The following is a 17,511-nucleotide window of genomic DNA, read 5'->3' as shown; positions in this document are numbered from 1 at the left end:
GTGGCCGGGTCGGCGGGGGGCTGGTCGGGGCCCGGCGGGATGGGGGGGATCTCGTCGGGGGGCGGCGGGGAGTCCGGTGTGGGGGGCTGGGCGGGGATGGCGGGGCCCACCGAGAGGTAGAGGTCGAGGTCGTCGTCGCGGGCGCGGCGGCGGCGGCCGCCCGCGGCGCGGATGCCGAAGCGGCTGAGGACCTCGTTGGCGTCGGCGGGGGTGATCTCGGTGGCGCGTCTTTCGCGGCGGGAGGGGCGGTGGGGCTCGGGGGCGCGCGGGGTGGAGGCCTTGCCGCGGCGAGAGGCGGCGTCGTCGGGGGCGGCGTCGGGGGCAGAGTCGTCGGGGGTGGCGTCGGGGGTGGCGTCGGGGGCGGAGTCGTCGGGGACTGCACTGTCCTGAACGGTGCCGGCCGGGATGGCGCTGGCCCGAGCGGTGCCGTCCGCGACGATGCGGTACTCAACGGCGCCGGTCGGGACGATGCGGTCTCCTGCGGCGCGGTCCGGGACGGTGCTATCGGAGTCAGTGGGGGCCGGGCCGGCGGAGGGGGCGGTCGCACCGATGCCGGAAGGGAGGACCGCCTCGCCGGCGGGCGTCTCGCCGAGGGCGGAGCCGGCGTGCGGGGGGCCGGAGTGCAGGGGGGCACGTCCGTCGGAGGGGTGCGGCTCACCGCCCGGGAGGGGCCCTGTGCGGTCGGCGGCGGGGGTGGGCGTCTGGCTGGCGGGCGCGGTGGCGGGCGACTCGCCGCGGAGGCGGGCTCGGGCTACGTCGAGGAGCGAGTCGAGGGTGCGGGGGACGCCGGTGCGCGGGTGGTTGGCGACGGCGGTGCGGACCGTCATCGGGCGGCCGCCTACGTCGGACAGGGCCGTGCCGCGGGTGGCCTGCTTGCGGATGATCCCGGCGAACTGCTCAGCGATGACCGTCGGCGTGCGGGGCAGCAGGACGGCGAACTCGCCCCGGTCGGAGCGGACCAGGTCGGTGCCGGTGGGGGCGAGGTGGCGGACGCGGGAGGCGAGCGCGGTGATCAGGGCGTCGTCGCCGACGGGGAGCGCGGGCTCGGCGGGGTCGACCGCGGCCGGGTTGCCGTTCGACTCGACCCTGACCAGGATCACCGTGAACGCGGCATCGGCCGCCCGCCCGTCCCCGGGCAACTCCCCCACCTCATGCCGGCCCACCCGCGACGACTCCTCTCCGGAAACCAGGTCCGCGGAACCGGAGCCCCCCAGCGCACGGGAAGCCCCATCACCCCATCGGTCGACAGACTCGTCACCTGAACCGGTCAGCTCGTCCGCACTCGCGTCCGGGCCGATCGTGACGGGGCGGTCACCGACGATACCGCCGTGGGCCCCACCCACCCTGACGCTGGGGGTGGGCGGCTCGGAAGCGGCCTGGTAGGTGCCGGTCGGGTGGGCTCGGGTGGTGAAGAGGCGTGCGGCGGGGGTGTCCGGCCGGGACGGGGGCTCGGAGGTGTCGGGGGATCTCGTGGGGCCGTCGGGCGGGGCGGGGCGGCCTGGGGAGTGTGCTGCGGGTGGGGGGTGGTTCGCAGTTCTCGGTGGCGTGGGGGAAGCGGCGAAGGGGTCGGTCGCTGGAGCTGTGATGGGGCGGGGCGGAACTGGTGCAGCTGGGGAACTGGCGGTATGCGGTTCGGCCAGCGGCGCTTCAGCGGAGTCGGACGGGGCAGGTGCCACGGGGGAACCGGTGGCAAGCGGCGCTTCAGCCGGGCCGGCTGGGGAGGGGGGAGGTGGAGCGGCGGCGGAGGGTTCGGGTGCGGTCGTCGGGGTGGTGCGGCGGGACTGAGCGGGGAGGGGGACGGCGGGGGTTGAAGGCCGGGTGAGGGCGCGGAGGAGGGCGGTGGAGCGGTCGGGGTCGCGGGTGGGGGCGAACGTGGCGGCCAGGGCTTGGCGGGCTTGGATGGCGATCTGGTTGTGACGGTGCTCGGCGGCTCGGGCTGAGCGGAGGGCGGCGAGCGCTTCGGTGGGGCGGAGGTATTCCTCGGTGTGGGCCAGGAAAGCCCAGGCGTCGGCCAGGAGGGGGTCCAGGGAGTGGCGGAGGGCGCTGTCGATGGTGTCCAGGAGCAGGGTGCGGGCCAGGTCGGTGCGGCCTGCGGGTAAGTGGATGCGGGTCGCGACGGCTAGCCGGAGGCGTCCTGCGTGCGGGGCTGCGGCGGCGCGAAGGGGGGTGTTCAGGAGGGGGGTGGAAGCGGTCAGTGCCTCGTCCAGGACGCCGTCGTCCAAGAGGGCGAGGGTGAGTTCGTAGATGAGGGAGGCGTGGCAGGCGGAGGTGTCCAGGGGGGCTGCGGTGGACGAGGCTGAGCGGAGCCGGGAAGGGCTGGGTGAGTGCGGCGGCGGGCTTGAGAAGTGCGAAGCGGCGTTGTGGGGGGCCGGGAAACGCGGTAACGGATCCGGGATGTGCTGAGCGGCGTCGGCGGAGCCCGGGACGAACTCCGGCTGGCTCGGGAAGGGTGGAGCGGTGGGAGGGTGTGGGGGCGGAGACAGGAAGTGGAGTAGGGCGAGACCGTGGTGGGCCGCGTCGGCGGTGGCTTCGGTGTCGCCGTGGCGGTGGTGGTAGGCGGCCTCGTGGGCGTGGATGGTGGCGTGTTCCAGGTGGAGGTGGGGGGCGGGGAGGGAGGTTTCGGTGGTGAGGAGGCGATGGGCCTGGGCGAAGGCGTCTTCGATGTCGTCTCGGCTGGCGACGGGGATCAGGCAGGCGGCCAGTTCGGTGCTGGCGCGGGCGGCGATCCAGGGGGACAGGTCGGCGGTGGTGGGGCCGGAGAGGGCCGGGTGGAGGATGTCGGCGCCGGTCAGGGGGTCGCCTAGGGCTCGGGCGCAGGTGGCCAGGGTGGTGCGGAGGGAGACCGCTTCGTCGACTCGGCCCGCGGCGGTGGCTGAGCGGAGGGCGGCGATGGCGGGGGCGACGGCTTCGGCGGGGCGACCGAGGGTAGTCAGGCCTGCGGCCAGGAGGGCTTGGGCGCGGGAGCGGATGGCGGCCCTGGAGATGCCTGCATGGGCTTCGTGGCCTGAGGAAGCCGAGTGATCCGGGACTTTCTGGCCGGGGGCGGCTCGGGGAACGACCGGAGCGGCTTCGCCGGGAAAGGTGGGCGAAAGGGAGGTGGCGGCTTGTCCGAGAGGGGGGACCGAGGGTGTGGGGATCGGGGAGGCGGGGGTGTCTTCGTGGGTGGAGTGGAGTGGGGGCGGATGTTCGGGTGTGGTCGGGTGAGGTGGAGCGGAAGGTTGTAAGGAAGAGGAGTGTGGGTGGCGCGGGGGAGGTTGAGCGCTTGGGGCTTGAGGTGCGGGAGAGCGAGGGAGTGGGGTCTGGGGGACGGAGGTCTGGGAGAGCTGGCCCGGGAGCGCTGAGGCCGGGGTGGCCTGCTCGCCAGAGGCTGAAGGCGAGAAGCCCGAAGCCGAGCTGCCCTGATCATCTGAACCTGGGAGCGGGGTTGAGAGCGCCGGAGGGAAAGGCTCCGGGAGTTGCGGGTGGGGGGTGGGGGCTAGGGCGGCCAGGGCCTGAGTGGCTAGGTGGACGGAGAGTTCGGGCGCGCTCCAGCGGAGGCGGGCGGCGGCTGTCAGGTGGGGCTCGCCGCCCGCTGCTGGGGGGTCCGTCCGGGCAGTCATGGGACTGCTGGGCTAGTCACGGGTGAGTTTGCGGTAGGTGACGCGGTGGGGGCGGGCGGCTTCGGCGCCCATTCGGTCGATCTTGTTCTTCTCGTAGCCCTCGAAGTTGCCCTCGAACCAGAACCAGTTGGCCGGGTTCTCCTCGGTGCCCTCCCACGCCAGGATGTGGGTGGCGACGCGGTCGAGGAACCAGCGGTCGTGGGAGATGACCACGGCGCAGCCGGGGAACTGCTCCAGGGCGTTCTCCAGGGAGCCGAGGGTTTCCACGTCCAGGTCGTTGGTGGGCTCGTCCAGCAGGATCAGGTTGCCGCCGAGCTTGAGGGTCAGGGCGAGGTTGAGGCGGTTGCGCTCGCCGCCGGAGAGGACGCCCGCGGGCTTCTGCTGGTCGGGGCCCTTGAAGCCGAAGGCGCTGACGTAGGCGCGCGAGGGCATCTCGACCTGGCCGACCTCGATGTAGTCCAGGCCGCCGGAAACAACCTCGAAGACGGTCTGCTTCGGGTCGATGCCCGCGCGGTTCTGGTCGACGTAGGACAGGCGGACGGTCTCGCCGATCCTGACATCGCCGTCGTCGGCCTTCTCCAAGCCGACGATGGTCTTGAACAGGGTGGTCTTGCCGACGCCGTTGGGGCCGATGACGCCGATGATGCCGTTGCGCGGCAGGCTGAAGGACAGGCCGTCGATCAGGACGCGGTCGCCGAAGCCCTTCTTCAGCTTCTCGACCTCCACGACCACGCTGCCCAGGCGCGGGCCCGGCGGGATCTGGATCTCCTCGAAGTCGAGCTTGCGGGTGCGCTCGGCCTCGTTGGCCATCTCCTCGTAGCGGTCGAGGCGGGCGCGGGACTTGGTCTGGCGGGCCTTGGCGTTGGAGCGGACCCACTCCAGCTCGGTCTTGAGGCGCCTGGCGAGCTTGGCGTCCTTCTTGCCCTGGACCTCCAGGCGCTCGCGCTTCTTCTCCAGGTAGGTGGAGTAGTTGCCCTCGTAGGGGTACAGGCGGCCGCGGTCGATCTCCAGGATCCACTCGGCCAGGTTGTCGAGGAAGTAGCGGTCGTGGGTGACGGCCAGGACGGCGCCCTGGTACTGGGCCAGGTGCTGCTCCAGCCACAGCACGCTCTCGGCGTCCAGGTGGTTGGTGGGCTCGTCGAGCAGGAGCAGGTCGGGCTTGGAGAGCAGCAGCTTGCACAGCGCGACGCGGCGGCGCTCGCCACCGGAGAGCTTGCTGACGTCGGCGTCCGGCGGCGGGCAGCGCAGGGCGTCCATCGCCTGCTCCAGCTGGGAGTCGAGGTCCCAGGCGTCGGCGTGGTCCAGCTCCTCTTGGAGCTTGCCCATCTCCTCCATCAGCTCGTCGCTGTAGTCGGTGGCCATGAGCTCGGCGATCTCGTTGAAGCGGTCGAGCTTCAGCTTGATCTCGCCGACGGCTTCCTGGACGTTGCCGAGGACCGTCTTGTCCTCGGTCAGGGGCGGCTCCTGCTGCAGGATGCCCACCGAATGCCCGGGCGCCAGGAACGCGTCGCCGTTGCCCGGCTGGTCGAGCCCCGCCATGATCTTGAGCACGCTGGACTTGCCCGCGCCGTTGGGGCCGACGACCCCGATTTTCGCGCCGGGCAGGAAGGACAGGCTGACGTCATCGAGGATGACCTTGTCGCCGTGCGCCTTGCGCACCTTTCGCATGGTGTAGATGTACTCGGCCATAACCGCGATCGTAGAGCGGTGGGGCGGGCGGGCTGACCTCGGCTCCTGGGTCAGATGTCCGGGAAGCGCGAGAGTGATGGGCCTGGACGGGACCCGAGCCGCCCAATGGGCGAAACAGCACCGAATGTCCGGTTCAATGACGTTGGGCTCCCGCCTGGGCGCCTGGAAACAGGGCAGGCCAGGTGACCGGACTCCGCGAGCCGCTACAGACCGGTACGGAGGAGATCTGTTCATCGTGGCGACCTGAAGGGCAAGCAGCACCCGCTGCACATTCGGGCTAGTTGCGGCATCCCTCGACGTCCGCAGGGCAAGGCGAATCGGCGACCCTGTGCCGTGGCCGCTGAGCTGGTGGCGACCGGTGCCGGAGGGGAACGGTCTGTCAACCACGGCGACCCGAGAGAGCTGGCAGCCGCCTGTCCGGCTGCGGTACCCGGAGGGCAGGGCCTACCCCTCCGAGTATCAGGGCAGGCCAGCCGTGGGGTTGCGGCGACCGCAGAGACTGTGGCGACCGCAGAGACTGTGGCGACCGCAGAGACTGTGGCGACCGGTGTCGGAGACGCTCCCGTGGTCGCGGTGACCGGAGGAGCGGGCGGCCTAAGTCAGGTTGGCCGCGGTGTTGGGAGGACGGCCACCCAGGGCTGCCCCTGAACGGCGGGCTCGGGCCCTCAGGGCTGTCAGTGGTCGCGCAACGCCTTGATGAGGTCGTCCTTGGCCATGGAGGAGCGGCCTTCGATGTCCAGTTCCGCGGCGCGCTTGCGGAGTTCCTCGACGGTCCAGTCGTCGTAGGAGCCGGCTTTGCCGCCGCGGGCGCCCACCGTTGAGCGGCCTTGGGCCGCGGCGGCGTTGGCGATGCGGGCGGCCTTCTCCTTGGAGTCGCCCTGGTCTCGCAGCTCCCGGTAGAGTTTCTCGTCCTTGATGCTCGGATTCGGCATGTCGGGGCTCCCTTCCAGCTCAGGGGTGCCCTCAGCCGCTCGGGGCCAAACGCGCGCATGTCCTGGCGCTCCCTCAGGCTGCCGCGGCCAGCGGCTGCTCGACGTCGGCGAAGCGGGCGAGGTCGATGCCCACGCTGTACGCGTCGACCTGCATGTCCGGGCGTTCGGGGTCGCCCCAGAGGCGGAGGCGGCCGTGGACGATGACGGGGTGGCCGCGTTTGAGGACGCCGGCGGCGTTCTCGCCCGCTCGACGCCTGCAGTGCACGGTGACGAACATCGAGTGGGCGTCGGTCTACTCGGACTTGTCGGAGTCGTAGCGGCGTTCGTTGACCACTACGCGGAAGCGGGCCCAGCTGGTTTCCTCGGCCGTTCGGCGGGTTGTCACCTCGCCGACGATCCAGCCCGCCATGGTCACCATCGTCTCGTTCACGCGTGTCTCCCTGATCGCGGGACGCCTCCGGGCGTCCTCCTATGACCAGGTTCGACCGGCGCGGGCGCGGGCGGCCACCTTGGGTTTCGGGCCTGTGGACAACTACTCCTTGCGGTCCGCCAGCTTCTTGAGCATGGCGTTGTAGGCCTCCAGGTCGTCGCCGTCGCCGGTGTCGACGCGCCGGTCGGTGCGGCGCGCTTCGCGGTCGTCGGCCCTGGCCCACTGCACGAGCAGGGCGATCAGGACCACCAGCAGCGGGACCTCCCCCGACGCCCACGCGATGCCGCCGCCGAGGCGCTGGTCGGCGAGCAGGTCGGAGTTCCACGGCAGGGCGAGGCCGCGGTAGAACTCCTCGCCGATGACGGTCTGCATGCCCATCAGCACCACGCCGAAGAACGCGTGGAAGGGCATGGACGCGAACACCAGGCCGAGTTTGCCCAGGTGCGGCAGCGTGCGCGGCGACGGGTCGATGCCGATCACCGGCCAGTAGAAGATGAAGCCCACCAGCAGGAAGTGGGCGTTCATGGCCAGGTGCGCCCAGTGCTGCGGCAGCGCGGACTCGAACAGGCCCGACAGGTACAGCCCGTAGAACGAGCCGACGAACAGCGCCAGCGCCACCACCGGATTGGTAAGCGCGCGGGCGAGTGGCGAGTGGATCAGGGAGAGCACCCACTCACGCGGCCCCGGCGGTCCGTCCGCGCCCGCGGGCGGCAGCGCGCGCAGGGCGAGGGTGGCGGGCGCGCCGAGGACGAGCAGGACCGGTGCCAGCATCGACAGCATCATGTGCGTCTGCATGTGGACGCTGAACATGGCGGGCGAGTACTTGCCGAAGCCCGACGACGTGGCGAACAGGATGACGAAGCAGCCCGCCAGCCAGGCGATGGTGCGCCCGACCGGCCACTGCACGCCGCGGACGCGCAGCTTGCGCACGCCCCACAGGTAGAACGCGGCCATGGCCAGCGCGAGGGTGCCGAAGATCAGGTCGAAGCGCCAGTCGAACAGCAGCGTCGCCAGGCCGGGCGGTTCGGTGAGCGGGAAGCCCAACGCCAGTTCGACGCGGTCGGGGACGACGATCGCCGACTCCGGCGGCGGGGTCCTGGCCAGGCCCGCCGCCAGGCCGAACGTGACCAGCATCAGCAGGATCTCGCCCGCGGCCAGGCGCATCAGCGGCCCGCCCGCGCCGCGCTCGACGACGGCCTTGACGCCGCGCTCGCGCTGGAAGTACCCGAACACGCCGAGCACCACCAGCGCCGCGGACTTGGCGACCACGAGCAGCCCGTAGGTGCTGGTGAACAGGTCCGCCAGCGGGAGCCGGATGAGCGCGTTGATCACCCCGGACCCGGCCATGACGATCCAGGCGATCAGCGCGATCGTGGAGAACCGGCCGGCCGCGAGCCCCAGGTGCGCGCCCGCGCGCTTGCCGTGGGCGAGCAGCGCGATGAGCCCGCCGACCCACAGCGCCGCCGCGATGAGGTGCAGCAGCAGGCTGTTGGTGGCCATGTCGTGCGAGCCGCCGCTGGAGGAGTGCCCGGTCACCGCGACCGGCATGATCCCGAGCATCGCCACGGCGAAGAGCGCGACCGTCCAGCCCCAGCTCAGGATGAACCGGGTGCCGATGAACACCACCAGCGCGATGGCCGCGGTCAGCAGCCACGCCTGGGCCTGCGACAGCGCGCCGATCAGGGAGAACAGCGTGTCGGCCGGGAGGACGTCGGCCACCGGCCGCCCAACGGCGTCGGCGGCCAGGAACGGCGCCGACAGCAGCGCGCCGACCCACCACAGCAGCGCGCCGCCGCCCGCCCAGCGCAGCGCCGCGTAGCCGCCGACGTCGAGAACGCCGGACTTCTGCGGCGGCACCAGGAAGGCCGCGAACAGCAGCGACCCGATGGTGACGACGCTGCCGACCTCGGCGAGCACCCGGACGACGGTCAGGCCGTGGCGGGTGAAGGCGTCGGGCGTGGGCAGGCCGAGCAGGTCGTAGAGGCCGTCACCGGAGAGGGAGACCAGGAGCGCGGCCAGGGTGGCGGCCAGCGCCACGCCGACGGCCACGAGGCCCGCCACACCGGTTGCACGCTGGGGTTTGTCCACAAGGTGAGCCTAGTGCGCCAATGATCGCCGGCCGAGAGCCGGTTTCACACGCCCGCGGTCTCGGACTCGCGCCGCCCCGCCGCCCGGGCGGCCAGTGCCGTCGGGGCGATCACGCAGGCGATGACCCCGGCGACGCCGAGCGCGACGGCCAGGTCGGACAGGTGCGCGATGCCGCCGATCAAGGGCGGGCCCGCGAGGAAACCGCTGTAGGCGATGGCGGTGACGAAGCTCAGCTCGCGCTCGCCGCCGGTGCCGTCGGCCCGCCTGCCGGAGGCGGCGGCGAGGTCGAGGGCGATGGGGAACATGTAGGCCAAGCCGACGCCCGCCAGGCCGAACCCGAGGAAGGTGACCCAGGTGACCGGGGTCGCCGCGGTCAGGACCAGCCCGCCGCCGCCGAGCAGCGCGCCGAAGACGAGCAGCCGGTGCCCGCCGACCCGGCGCTGCGCCCACTCGCCGAACAGCCGGGTGATCGCCATGGCGATGGAGAACGCGCCGTAGACGAAGGCGGCCGTGGCCTCCCCCATGCCGCGGTAGTCGGCGGCGAACAGCGCAGACCAGTCGGCGCTGGCGCCCTCGGCGACCGCGGAGAACAGCGCCACGCCCGCGAGCAGCCACAGGACAGGCCTGCGGACCGGCGCGGGCCCCCTGACCTCGACCTCCTCGGCGACCGGCCGGGCCTCGTTGGGGACCTGGCGGGCGAAGACGAGCAGCACGAGCGCCACGACGACGCCGACGATCGCGAGGTGGCCGAACGGCCTGAGCCCGGTGGTGACGGCGAGCGCCGCGCCTGCCGCGCCGATCAGGCCGCCGAAGCTGAAGGCGGCGTGGAAGACCGGCATCAGCGGGCGGCCGGTCGAGCGGATGACGGTGACCGCCGCGATGTTCATCGCCACGTCGAACGCGCCGACGCAGGCGCCGAGCGCGACCAGCGCCAGCCCGAGGGCCAGCGGCGACGGGGCGAGGCCGAGCAGCGGCACGGCGGCGGCGCTGGCCAGCGTCGAGACGCCCAGGACCAGCCGCGCGCCGTACGCGGCGGCGAGCCCGCCGGTGATCAGGGCGGCGGCGATCATGCCGACGCTCGCGCCGAGCAGGGCGAGACCGAGCGCGCCCTCGGCGGCGCCGATCTGCTCGGCCAGCGCGGGCACCCGGGAGGCCCACGAGCCGAAGACCACGCCATTCAGTGCGAAGAAAACCAGGACAGCGACCACGGGCCCAGCATATCTGAAGCGCTTCAGACCGTCGCGTGATTTCGCCGACCGGCTAGGCTGCGGCCGTGGCACGGGAGCGTCGACCGACCCTCGACACGGTGGCCCGCGAGGTGGGGGTCTCCAGGGCGACCGTGTCGAACGCGTACAACCGGCCCGACCAGCTGTCGGCCTCGCTGCGGGAGCGGATCATCAGCACCGCCGCAGCCCTGGGCTACGCGGGCCCCGACCCGGTCGCGCGCAGCCTGGCCAAGCGCTCGGGTGGCGCGGTGGCCGTGATGCTCGGTCACCGACTCTCCGCGGCCTTCTCCGATCCGGCGCTGTCGATCGTGCTCGACAGCCTCGCCGACACCCTCGACGTCGAGCGGTCGATGCTGCTCATGCCCGGTGTCGAGGGCGGGCCGCGCCGAGAGAGCGTCGGGCGGGCGCACATGGACGTGGCGGTGGCGTACTCGCTACCCGACGACGCCGCCGCGCTGGCCGAGGTCCGGCGCCGGGGGGTGCCGCTGGTGGTCGTCGACCAGCCGGCGCTGCCCGGGTCGGCGATGGTGGACGTGGCCGACCGCGCGGGAGCCGCCTTGGCCGCCTCGCACGTCGTGGCGCTGGGACACCGGGAGGTGGGCGTGCTGGCCTTCGCCCTCTCCCCCGACGACCGCAGCGGGCCGGTGTCGGCCGCGCGGATCTCGTCCTCCCGCTACCGGGTGACACGCGAACGCATGGCGGGCTACCTGTCCGTGCTTGACGACCCGCCGATCTGGGAAACCCCCGGGTGCCTGCGCGACCACGGCCGAGAGGGGGCGCGATGGCTGCTCACCCGGGTACCCCGCCCGACGGCACTGGTGTGCATGTCCGACGAACTGGCGCTGGGGGCGTTACGCGCGGCGCACGACCTGGGACTCAGCGTCCCCGGCGACGTCTCCCTGGTCGGGTACGACGACACGCAGGCCGCGCAGTGGGCCGACCCGCCGCTGACGACCGTCAGGCAAGACCTCACCGCCAAGGGCCGCATAGCCGCTGAGCTGGCGATATCACTGCTCGACGGGGCCAGACCCGGCCCCGCGCGCACGCTGCCGACCACGCTCGTGGAACGTGCGTCGACCGGCCCGAGATGACGGTTCCGTCACCCAACCGGTTCGACCGCGAAACAGACTGGCCTCCTCTGGCGATCACACCCACTGAGACGACTACTCTGCTCTGCCGGGGCAGTCGTCCCACGCCCCTGTAGCTCAGCGGATAGAGCAGGAGCCTTCTAAGCTCTTGGCCGCAGGTTCGAGTCCTGCCGGGGGCACCGAGAACGACCCACATCCCCAGCGACGGGGAACAGAACGGCGGACGAAGCCCCTGGCAGCACCACGTGCCAGGGGCTTCTCCGTGTTGATCTCACCGAGAAGAACGGTGTCTTCACGCGACGGGCGACGGCGCGTTGATTACCGGTCATAGGGCCAGCCGGATTGCGCGTTAGCCGATTCATCACTCATTGGGATACCGATTTCCGACGCCAACTCCTCAACCCGCGCGGCGATTACTGCATTAGAGTGACGACGGCAGTGCAGATGCACATGCACGCGAAACGAGCACCAATCAGGACGTGGTTCGAGCGCAAAGGGTTGCCCACACGATCGAGTGATGATTCCCAACGTCTACCCTGGTAGAGACGTCGATCGGCAGTTCAGCTGACTTCTGCCCCGCATAGCCGGGAATACGCGGCTACCGCCGCTTAGCGCGCGGCGACGTCCACTCGGCGTCATAACCAAGGGGCGAGTTGGTCTATTGGACTCGACCATGTCAGCATCATCGGCACCAGCGGCGTCCAACTAAGGGTGCGGCCCCTCGCTCCACCGAGGAACCGCACCGGCGTCCGCGCCCCCGACCACATCAACGGAACAGAAGGCACGAACTCGATGACAGTACAAGCAACTCCGTTGGGCACGCCAGATGACGACGCCCACGGCGGACCGTCCCGTACGCGTGGGACCGACGGGCCGACGGTTTCGCTCGACGAACTGCTCGTCCTGGGCGAGACGCACTACCTCGCGCCGGTGTCGCCGGACCCCCGGTCGACCCGCCTGAGGTGGCTGCGTCGCGCCGAAGCCATCACCACCGCACCCTCGCGTCGGCCTGGCCTGGCGGCTGCCACGGCGGTCCCCGCCATCGCGCTGCTGCTCTGGTTCATCAACCAGCTGGCACCGCAGGCCATGCCGGAAGTGTGCAGCACCCTGGTGCTGCTGGTGGTGACGGAGTTCGTGCTGGTCGTCCGGCAGCGGCGCGCCTTGGCCGCGGTCGCCGGATAGGCGGGGGCGCCCCGGCTGCTGCGCCTATCAACAGCCGAAACGCCCCCTGTCAGAAGCGATGGCCGCCAGTCGAATCCCGTACGGGGCCCGCTGGCGGCCATCGCCGTCTTCCCCAGGAGTTGGGGATGCCTTGTCCTGTCCGCGTCAACGACCAGCGTGCCCCCTCCGGTGTGCCGCTGGACCCGCGCGCACCCGATGGTGGCCGACCTCCACCTGCATGCTGCACCTCGCCGCCGTGGCACTCACTCAGCGTCATCAGGCGAGATGGTCTCGTCGTCCGGTGTGGGACCCGTGGTCGGCGGCGGCAGTCGCATGGCCAGATCCTTCCCGGTGACGAGCCGCGCCGCTGCGGCTTGCGGGGTCGGAAAGGTCGACGCCCGGATGGAGTAGCGCGTTGCACGGCGGGGGAAGGCTGAGTCCCTTGAGGACACACGGTCGTCGAGGGGAAGAGAGGCAATCCGCGAGAAGATTCCGACGCGCGCGCCACTATCCTCAACAGACCGCGCGGCAAGCAGAGCACGCTCCGAGAGGACCGCTGTGCGGTCGGGGGGCAGGCTGGGTGGGGAAGCTGTCCGCTTTGGGCGGGCACGGGGGACATCCGCGTGACACGCGCGGCACGGCCCGTCCGAAGCCCCGCGCCCGCGACCCCGACCTGGAGGCCGCGATGAGCCAGACCGACCCCCGCCAGCCAGCGGCGGGTTCCCTCGACGGGTCCGCCGCCCCCTGCATCCCCGCCGACGACACCACCGGCGCCCGCGACGCCGACTTCCTCGGGATCGGCCTCGGCGGCACCAACATGCTGGGAATGCTGTGGACCGTCGCGATGGGCAAGCGGGCGGTCGGGGTGGACATCCGCAGTTGCCCGTCACTCGGGGTGCACTGGAACATCCGCGAGGAGCTGTACCACCACCTCGGCGTCATCGACCGGATGATGCTGGAGCGCTATGGCGAGGAGGGCGTGCCCAAGCGCGGCGACGGCAGGCTGCTGTCGCTGGCGGAGGCGCTGTACCACCCCGGGTGGCCCGCGGGACCGGTCGCGGCCGACGACCTGCTGACCGGGTTCCTCGCGTCGATGAACGCCGACGCCCGGATCGCGGGTCTGGTGCTGCACACCGAGTTCATCGACGACCGGTGGAAGGACGGCAAGCCCAACCGGGTCGTCTCCGTGCTCGACCCGCCGGTGCCGCCGACCCAGCCGGACGAGACCCGGCTGGAGATCAGCACGCTCGACACCCTCAACGGGCCGTCGGTGCTGCAGGCGCGCGCGGCGGACGTGCTCATCCTGCTGCGCCGGTACCTGGAGGCCATCGAGGAGATGGATCTGGCCGTGGAGTGCCCGGAGCCCCGGGTGCGGCTGTTCACCTCCCACCGGGTGCTGGTCGACGGCGGGTTCACCGAGCAGCCCGACGGGCGCACCGCGGTCACCATCGAGCAGATTCGCGAGCTGGACTTCGGCGGCAAGTTCCGCCGCGTGCGCGCCCCGGGCACCGAGCCGGTCGAGCTGGGTGTGCCCGAGGTGTTCTCCATCGCCCAGGGCTTCGACAGCGCCGACGCCCGCGCCCTCGGGTTCACCCAGCACGACGTGCAGGTCGACCACCAGGACGGGCGCGGTCCCGTCGTGGCGCAGGCCGACTACCTCGCCGGCCTGATCGACGTGCTGGTCGACGGCCGCCTGCGCAGGCGCATCGCCTCGGCCTTCGACGCCGAGGGCGAGGAGTACTGGGTGCGCCAGATCGCCGTCGGGCACGAGGACGACCCGGCCGTGGGCTGGGTGCTGGTGCAGGTGCCGGACTTCAAGACCTTCGACCCGATCGCCGACGGGCTCGTGCCCGCCGACCAGGAGGTCAACACCCCGGAGTACTACGCGGCCTACCAGCACCTGCTGCGCGAGTTCTTCCTGGAGGAAGCCGGGCACATCCTGGGGATCTCCCGGGACGCGCTGCGCGGGGTGATGACCACCTACGGCCCCAAGCTGTTCAGCGTGCTGGAGCGCACCGGCGAGGACGCGCTGGTGCGGCCCAACGGCGTGATCGCGGGCGACTCCTTCGGCAACGGCCACTTCATGACCAGCGGCGGCGCCATCACCGGCATGGTCGGCCACGCCCGCCGGGTGCTGCACTACTGGCAGGACCGCGACGCCGGGGTCGAGCAGGCCGCCGCGATCCGCACGCTGGCCGACGGCATCAAGGAGGACACCGAGGCCTGGCTGGAGGTCAGCGCCCAGGAGTTCAGCCAGGCCGCGCCGATCAACTTCGGCAGCGAGCGCATCGAGCTGATCTCCAAGAGCGCGGGCAAGGACCCCTCGCTGCGGGCCGCGGCCATCGACGCCACCCGCAGGCACCGGCACTCGCTGGTCCCGCTGGACCCCTCGGACTGGCGCCGCCCGGTCATGTTCCCCGGCCGCCGCTACGCCTACCCGCTGCCGCCGCTGGACACCCAGCACCCGGCCGCCCGCGAGGACGCGGCCTGATGCACCCGCTGGAGCCGTCGGCCGAGGAGATCGCCGCCATGATGGCGGTCGCCACCGACTACGTCACCGGGTTCGTCGATTCCCTGGCCGGGCCCCAGGTCCCGGCGGAGTCGCCCGCGCGGGAGCTGCTGCTGGCCCCGCCGCCCGCGCAACCCGGCGACTTCGGCGAGCTGGTCGGGCTGTACCGCCGGGCGGCGGCGACGGCGACCGACACCGCCGGGCCGGGGTGCTTCGCCTACTTCCCGGGCGGCGGTGTGGTGTCCTCGGCGGTGGCCGAGGTGCTCTCCCGCACCGCCAACCGCTACAGCGGCTCCGGCTCCATGGCCACCGACCTGGTGGCCATGGAGCACGGGGTGCTGCGCTGGCTGTGCGAGCGCTTCGGCCTACCCGCGCGCACCAGCGGCGGCGTGCTCACCACCGGCACGTCGACCGGGCTGCTGGCGGCGATCGTCACCGCCCGCGAGGAGCTGCTGGGCGAGGACTTCACCTCGGGCACGCTGTACCTGACCGCCCAGACCCACCACAGCGTCGCCAAGGCGGCCCGGATCGCGGGGCTGCCCGCGCGCGCGGTGCGGGTGGTGCCGACCACGGCGAGGCGGCGCATGGACCCGGCCGCGCTCGCGGCGATGGTGGCGGCCGACCGGGCCGCCGGCCTGCGCCCGTTCCTGGTGGTGGGCACCGCGGGCACCACCAACACCGGCGCGGTCGACCCGCTGGACGAGTTGGCCGACCTCGCCGCGGCCGAGGACCTGTGGTTCCACGTCGACGCCGCGTACGGCGGCGGGTTCTGGCTGACCGAGCGCGGCAGGGCGAGGATGCGCGGCATGGAGCGCGCCGACTCCATCACCTTCGACGCGCACAAGTCGCTGTTCCTGCCGTACACCACCGGTGTGCTGCTGGTCGCCGACGTGCGTCCGCTGCTGCGCGCCCACACCGCCGACGCGGACTACCTGCAGGACCTGGACCTGGAAGCGTCGCTGCCCAACTTCGCCGACATGGGCGCCGAACTCAGCCGCGAGTACCGGGGCCTGCGGCTGTGGCTGCCGCTGCACCTGCACGGCACCGACGCTTTCGTGTCCGCTTTGGACGAGAAGCTGGACCTCTCCTCGGCGCTGCACGGCGAGCTGGTGGCGCTCGGGCTGTGGGCGCCCGAGCCGGACCTGACCGTGCACGTCTTCCGCGCCCCCGGCGGCGAGGAGGTCAACCGGGCGCTGCTGGCCGAGGTCAACGCCTCCGGGCGGACCACCATCACCAGCACGCAGATCGACGGCGAGTTCACGCTGCGGCTGTGCGTCATCAACCACCGGACGCACCGCGAGCACGTGGACGAGGCCGTGGCCACCATCCGGCGGGCGCTGGGCGCCGTCGGCCGGGCGGCGGCTTGAGCACTTTGGGAGATGCCACGACCGAGCGCGCGTCCGACCATGGAGCCGCGCGCACCACCCACCCAGCAGACCGGGGGGCACCATGCACTGGCTCTACCTGGCGATAGCCGTGGTCTTCGAGATCGGCTTCGTCCTGGGCACCAACGCCGCCAAGGGGTTCACCCGACTGTGGTGGTCGGTGTTCGCCATCGGCTCCGCCGTCATCGGCGTCTACTTCCTCAGCCTCGCGCTGCGGGTGCTCGACGTCGGCGTCGGCTACACGATCTGGACGGGCCTGGGCACCATCGGCACCGTGATCGCGGGCGTGCTGTTCTTCAAGGAGCGGCTGAGCCCGGCCAAGGCGGCCTGCTTCGCCGCCATCATCCTGGGCGTCATCGGACTGAGGGTGGCCGCCAATGTCTGAGACCCTGGAGCGCGTCGAGTCCCAGGAGCCCACCGCGGCCCCGACCTCGCGCGCGTGGACCCACCTGCTGATCGCCTCGGCGTTCGAGATCGTGTTCGCCCTCGGCACCAACGGCTCCGACGGCTTCACCCACTTCTGGTGGTCGGTGGTGACCGTGGCGGGCGCCGTCGCGGGCGTCTACTTCCTCGGCCAGGCGCTGCGCGTGCTGGACATCGGTCTGGCCTACGCCGTCTGGACGGGCATCGGCGCGATCGGCACCGTCACCTTCGGCGCGCTGATCTTCGGCGAGTCGCTGACCCTGCTCAAGGCCCTGTGCTTCCTGCTGATCGTGGGCGGCGTCATCGGGCTCAAGTTCACCAGCGCGCGGGAAGCGGCCAAGAAGGCCTGACCCGCTCGCGCGGAAACCGCCGGTGGCACCATGCCACCGGCGGTTTCTTCGTGCCCGCTCGCACAGGGACAGATGGCGCGGCGACAGACAGCGCACGGACAGACAGCGCACGGCCCCGCGACGCCGTGGCGTCGCGGGGCCGTGTGCGGGGACGTGCTTACCCGATGGGGCTGGTCTGGCGGGAGACAAGGCGCCAGTCGCCGTCCTGGCGGGCGACCACCCAGGTCGAGCGGGTGCGCTCGGCCTCGGGCACCTCGGTGTCGTCCTTGCCGATGACGCCGCCCTCGGTGACGGCGAAGGCGACGTCCTCGGTCAGGAAGCGGATCTCGACCGGGCGCTCGTCGAGCTTGGTGCCCTGGTAGTAGGCGGCGAACGCCTTCTCCATGTAGGCCTTGATGGCGTCGGGGCCGTTGAGCTGCTCGTCGCCTGCCAGCATGCTGCCGTTCGCGGCGAAGATGGAGGCGAACGCCTCAGCGTCGTTGGCGTCCCACGCGGCGCGCACCCGCAGCGGGACGGTCAGGACGGCGCCCTCGGGGCCGTTGGAGAAATCACCGTAGTAACCGGCCCACTGCTTGGCCTGATCGACCAGGTTGGCCGCCTTGTTGGTCATGCTTCTCTCCTCGAGAAAAGA

Annotated in this window: 14 protein-coding genes, 1 tRNA gene and 1 pseudogene; 8 read left to right on the top strand and 8 right to left on the bottom strand. The window is 71.9% G+C overall.

Annotated features, from left to right (window positions below; genetic code table 11):
- Window positions 1-1,163, bottom strand: a pseudogene (locus ACFPM7_RS18870) (hypothetical protein); the annotation flags it as partial.
- A gap of 1,344 nt (window positions 1,164-2,507) precedes the next feature.
- Between ACFPM7_RS18870 and ACFPM7_RS18865 the strand changes: the two are divergent.
- Window positions 2,508-2,804: a hypothetical protein gene (locus ACFPM7_RS18865; RefSeq protein WP_378248956.1), complete on the top strand. Its 297-nt coding sequence runs from the start codon at window positions 2,508-2,510 to the stop codon at window positions 2,802-2,804.
- An 807-nt stretch (window positions 2,805-3,611) separates the two neighbouring features.
- Here ACFPM7_RS18865 and ettA read toward each other — a convergent pair.
- From ettA to ACFPM7_RS18835, 6 genes are all read right to left on the bottom strand, one after another.
- A complete protein-coding gene (gene ettA, locus ACFPM7_RS18860) occupies window positions 3,612-5,288 on the bottom strand; it encodes an energy-dependent translational throttle protein EttA (RefSeq protein WP_378248955.1) in 1,677 nt (558 codons plus the stop codon).
- A gap of 674 nt (window positions 5,289-5,962) precedes the next feature.
- Window positions 5,963-6,220 (bottom strand): DUF7218 family protein, encoded by a 258-nt coding sequence (locus ACFPM7_RS18855; RefSeq protein WP_378248954.1) that lies wholly within the window; start codon window positions 6,218-6,220, stop codon window positions 5,963-5,965.
- 73 nt (window positions 6,221-6,293) lie between these two features.
- Window positions 6,294-6,497: a single-stranded DNA-binding protein gene (locus ACFPM7_RS18850; RefSeq protein WP_378248953.1), complete on the bottom strand. Its 204-nt coding sequence runs from the start codon at window positions 6,495-6,497 to the stop codon at window positions 6,294-6,296.
- A 15-nt stretch (window positions 6,498-6,512) separates the two neighbouring features.
- The gene (locus ACFPM7_RS18845; RefSeq protein WP_378248952.1) at window positions 6,513-6,650 is read right to left on the bottom strand and encodes a hypothetical protein; all 138 of its coding nucleotides are present in this window, start codon (window positions 6,648-6,650) and stop codon (window positions 6,513-6,515) included.
- Window positions 6,651-6,752: 102 nt separating this feature from the next.
- The gene (locus ACFPM7_RS18840; protein WP_378248951.1) at window positions 6,753-8,738 is read right to left on the bottom strand and encodes a bifunctional copper resistance protein CopD/cytochrome c oxidase assembly protein; all 1,986 of its coding nucleotides are present in this window, start codon (window positions 8,736-8,738) and stop codon (window positions 6,753-6,755) included.
- Between the two features lie 44 nt (window positions 8,739-8,782).
- Window positions 8,783-9,946 carry an MFS transporter gene (locus ACFPM7_RS18835; RefSeq protein ID WP_378248950.1) on the bottom strand — a complete coding sequence of 388 codons (1,164 nt, stop codon included), beginning with the start codon at window positions 9,944-9,946 and terminating at the stop codon, window positions 8,783-8,785.
- Window positions 9,947-10,011: 65 nt separating this feature from the next.
- Here ACFPM7_RS18835 and ACFPM7_RS18830 point away from each other — a divergent pair, with 65 nt between their 5' ends.
- The 7 genes from ACFPM7_RS18830 to ACFPM7_RS18800 all read left to right on the top strand — a co-directional run bounded on the left by ACFPM7_RS18830 (window position 10,012) and on the right by ACFPM7_RS18800 (window position 16,880).
- Window positions 10,012-11,055, top strand: a complete 1,044-nt coding sequence (locus ACFPM7_RS18830; protein ID WP_378248949.1) for a LacI family DNA-binding transcriptional regulator — start codon at window positions 10,012-10,014, stop codon at window positions 11,053-11,055.
- Window positions 11,056-11,158: 103 nt separating this feature from the next.
- A tRNA-Arg gene (locus ACFPM7_RS18825) sits at window positions 11,159-11,231 on the top strand.
- A 634-nt stretch (window positions 11,232-11,865) separates the two neighbouring features.
- Window positions 11,866-12,234: a hypothetical protein gene (locus ACFPM7_RS18820; protein ID WP_378248948.1), complete on the top strand. Its 369-nt coding sequence runs from the start codon at window positions 11,866-11,868 to the stop codon at window positions 12,232-12,234.
- A 664-nt stretch (window positions 12,235-12,898) separates the two neighbouring features.
- Entirely contained in the window at window positions 12,899-14,704 is a 1,806-nt protein-coding gene (locus ACFPM7_RS18815) for a hypothetical protein (protein ID WP_378248947.1), read from the top strand.
- Complete coding sequence (locus ACFPM7_RS18810; RefSeq protein WP_378248946.1) at window positions 14,704-16,089, top strand: pyridoxal phosphate-dependent decarboxylase family protein; 1,386 nt, start codon at window positions 14,704-14,706, stop codon at window positions 16,087-16,089. The genes ACFPM7_RS18815 and ACFPM7_RS18810 overlap by 1 nt, the downstream gene beginning before the upstream one ends.
- 82 nt (window positions 16,090-16,171) lie before the next feature.
- A complete protein-coding gene (locus ACFPM7_RS18805) occupies window positions 16,172-16,492 on the top strand; it encodes a DMT family transporter (protein ID WP_378248945.1) in 321 nt (106 codons plus the stop codon).
- The gene (locus ACFPM7_RS18800) at window positions 16,485-16,880 is read left to right on the top strand and encodes a DMT family transporter (protein ID WP_378248944.1); all 396 of its coding nucleotides are present in this window, start codon (window positions 16,485-16,487) and stop codon (window positions 16,878-16,880) included. The genes ACFPM7_RS18805 and ACFPM7_RS18800 overlap by 8 nt, the downstream gene beginning before the upstream one ends.
- Window positions 16,881-17,037: 157 nt before the next feature.
- Here ACFPM7_RS18800 and ACFPM7_RS18795 read toward each other — a convergent pair whose 3' ends face one another.
- Entirely contained in the window at window positions 17,038-17,490 is a 453-nt protein-coding gene (locus ACFPM7_RS18795) for an SgcJ/EcaC family oxidoreductase (protein WP_378248943.1), read from the bottom strand.
- Between the last annotated feature and the right edge of the window lie 21 nt (window positions 17,491-17,511).

This window comes from Actinokineospora guangxiensis (assembly GCF_042657845.1).
GTDB classification, from domain to species: domain Bacteria; phylum Actinomycetota; class Actinomycetes; order Mycobacteriales; family Pseudonocardiaceae; genus Actinokineospora; species Actinokineospora guangxiensis.
The sequence above is the reverse complement of the archived record's forward strand: the minus strand, read 5'-3'. Positions and strand labels throughout refer to the sequence as shown.

Excerpts from the sequence above, each read along its gene's own strand:
- ACFPM7_RS18810 (WP_378248946.1), top strand. The coding sequence starts at position 14,704 with ATGCACCCGCTGGAGCCGTCGGCCGAGGAGATCGCCGCCATGATGGCG.
- ACFPM7_RS18815 (WP_378248947.1), top strand. The coding sequence starts at position 12,899 with ATGAGCCAGACCGACCCCCGCCAGCCAGCGGCGGGTTCCCTCGACGGG.
- ACFPM7_RS18795 (WP_378248943.1), bottom strand. The coding sequence starts at position 17,490 with ATGACCAACAAGGCGGCCAACCTGGTCGATCAGGCCAAGCAGTGGGCC.
- ACFPM7_RS18800 (WP_378248944.1), top strand. The coding sequence starts at position 16,485 with ATGTCTGAGACCCTGGAGCGCGTCGAGTCCCAGGAGCCCACCGCGGCC.
- ACFPM7_RS18850 (WP_378248953.1), bottom strand. The coding sequence starts at position 6,497 with ATGTTCGTCACCGTGCACTGCAGGCGTCGAGCGGGCGAGAACGCCGCC.
- ACFPM7_RS18855 (WP_378248954.1), bottom strand. The coding sequence starts at position 6,220 with ATGCCGAATCCGAGCATCAAGGACGAGAAACTCTACCGGGAGCTGCGA.
- ACFPM7_RS18805 (WP_378248945.1), top strand. The coding sequence starts at position 16,172 with ATGCACTGGCTCTACCTGGCGATAGCCGTGGTCTTCGAGATCGGCTTC.
- ettA (WP_378248955.1), bottom strand. The coding sequence starts at position 5,288 with ATGGCCGAGTACATCTACACCATGCGAAAGGTGCGCAAGGCGCACGGC.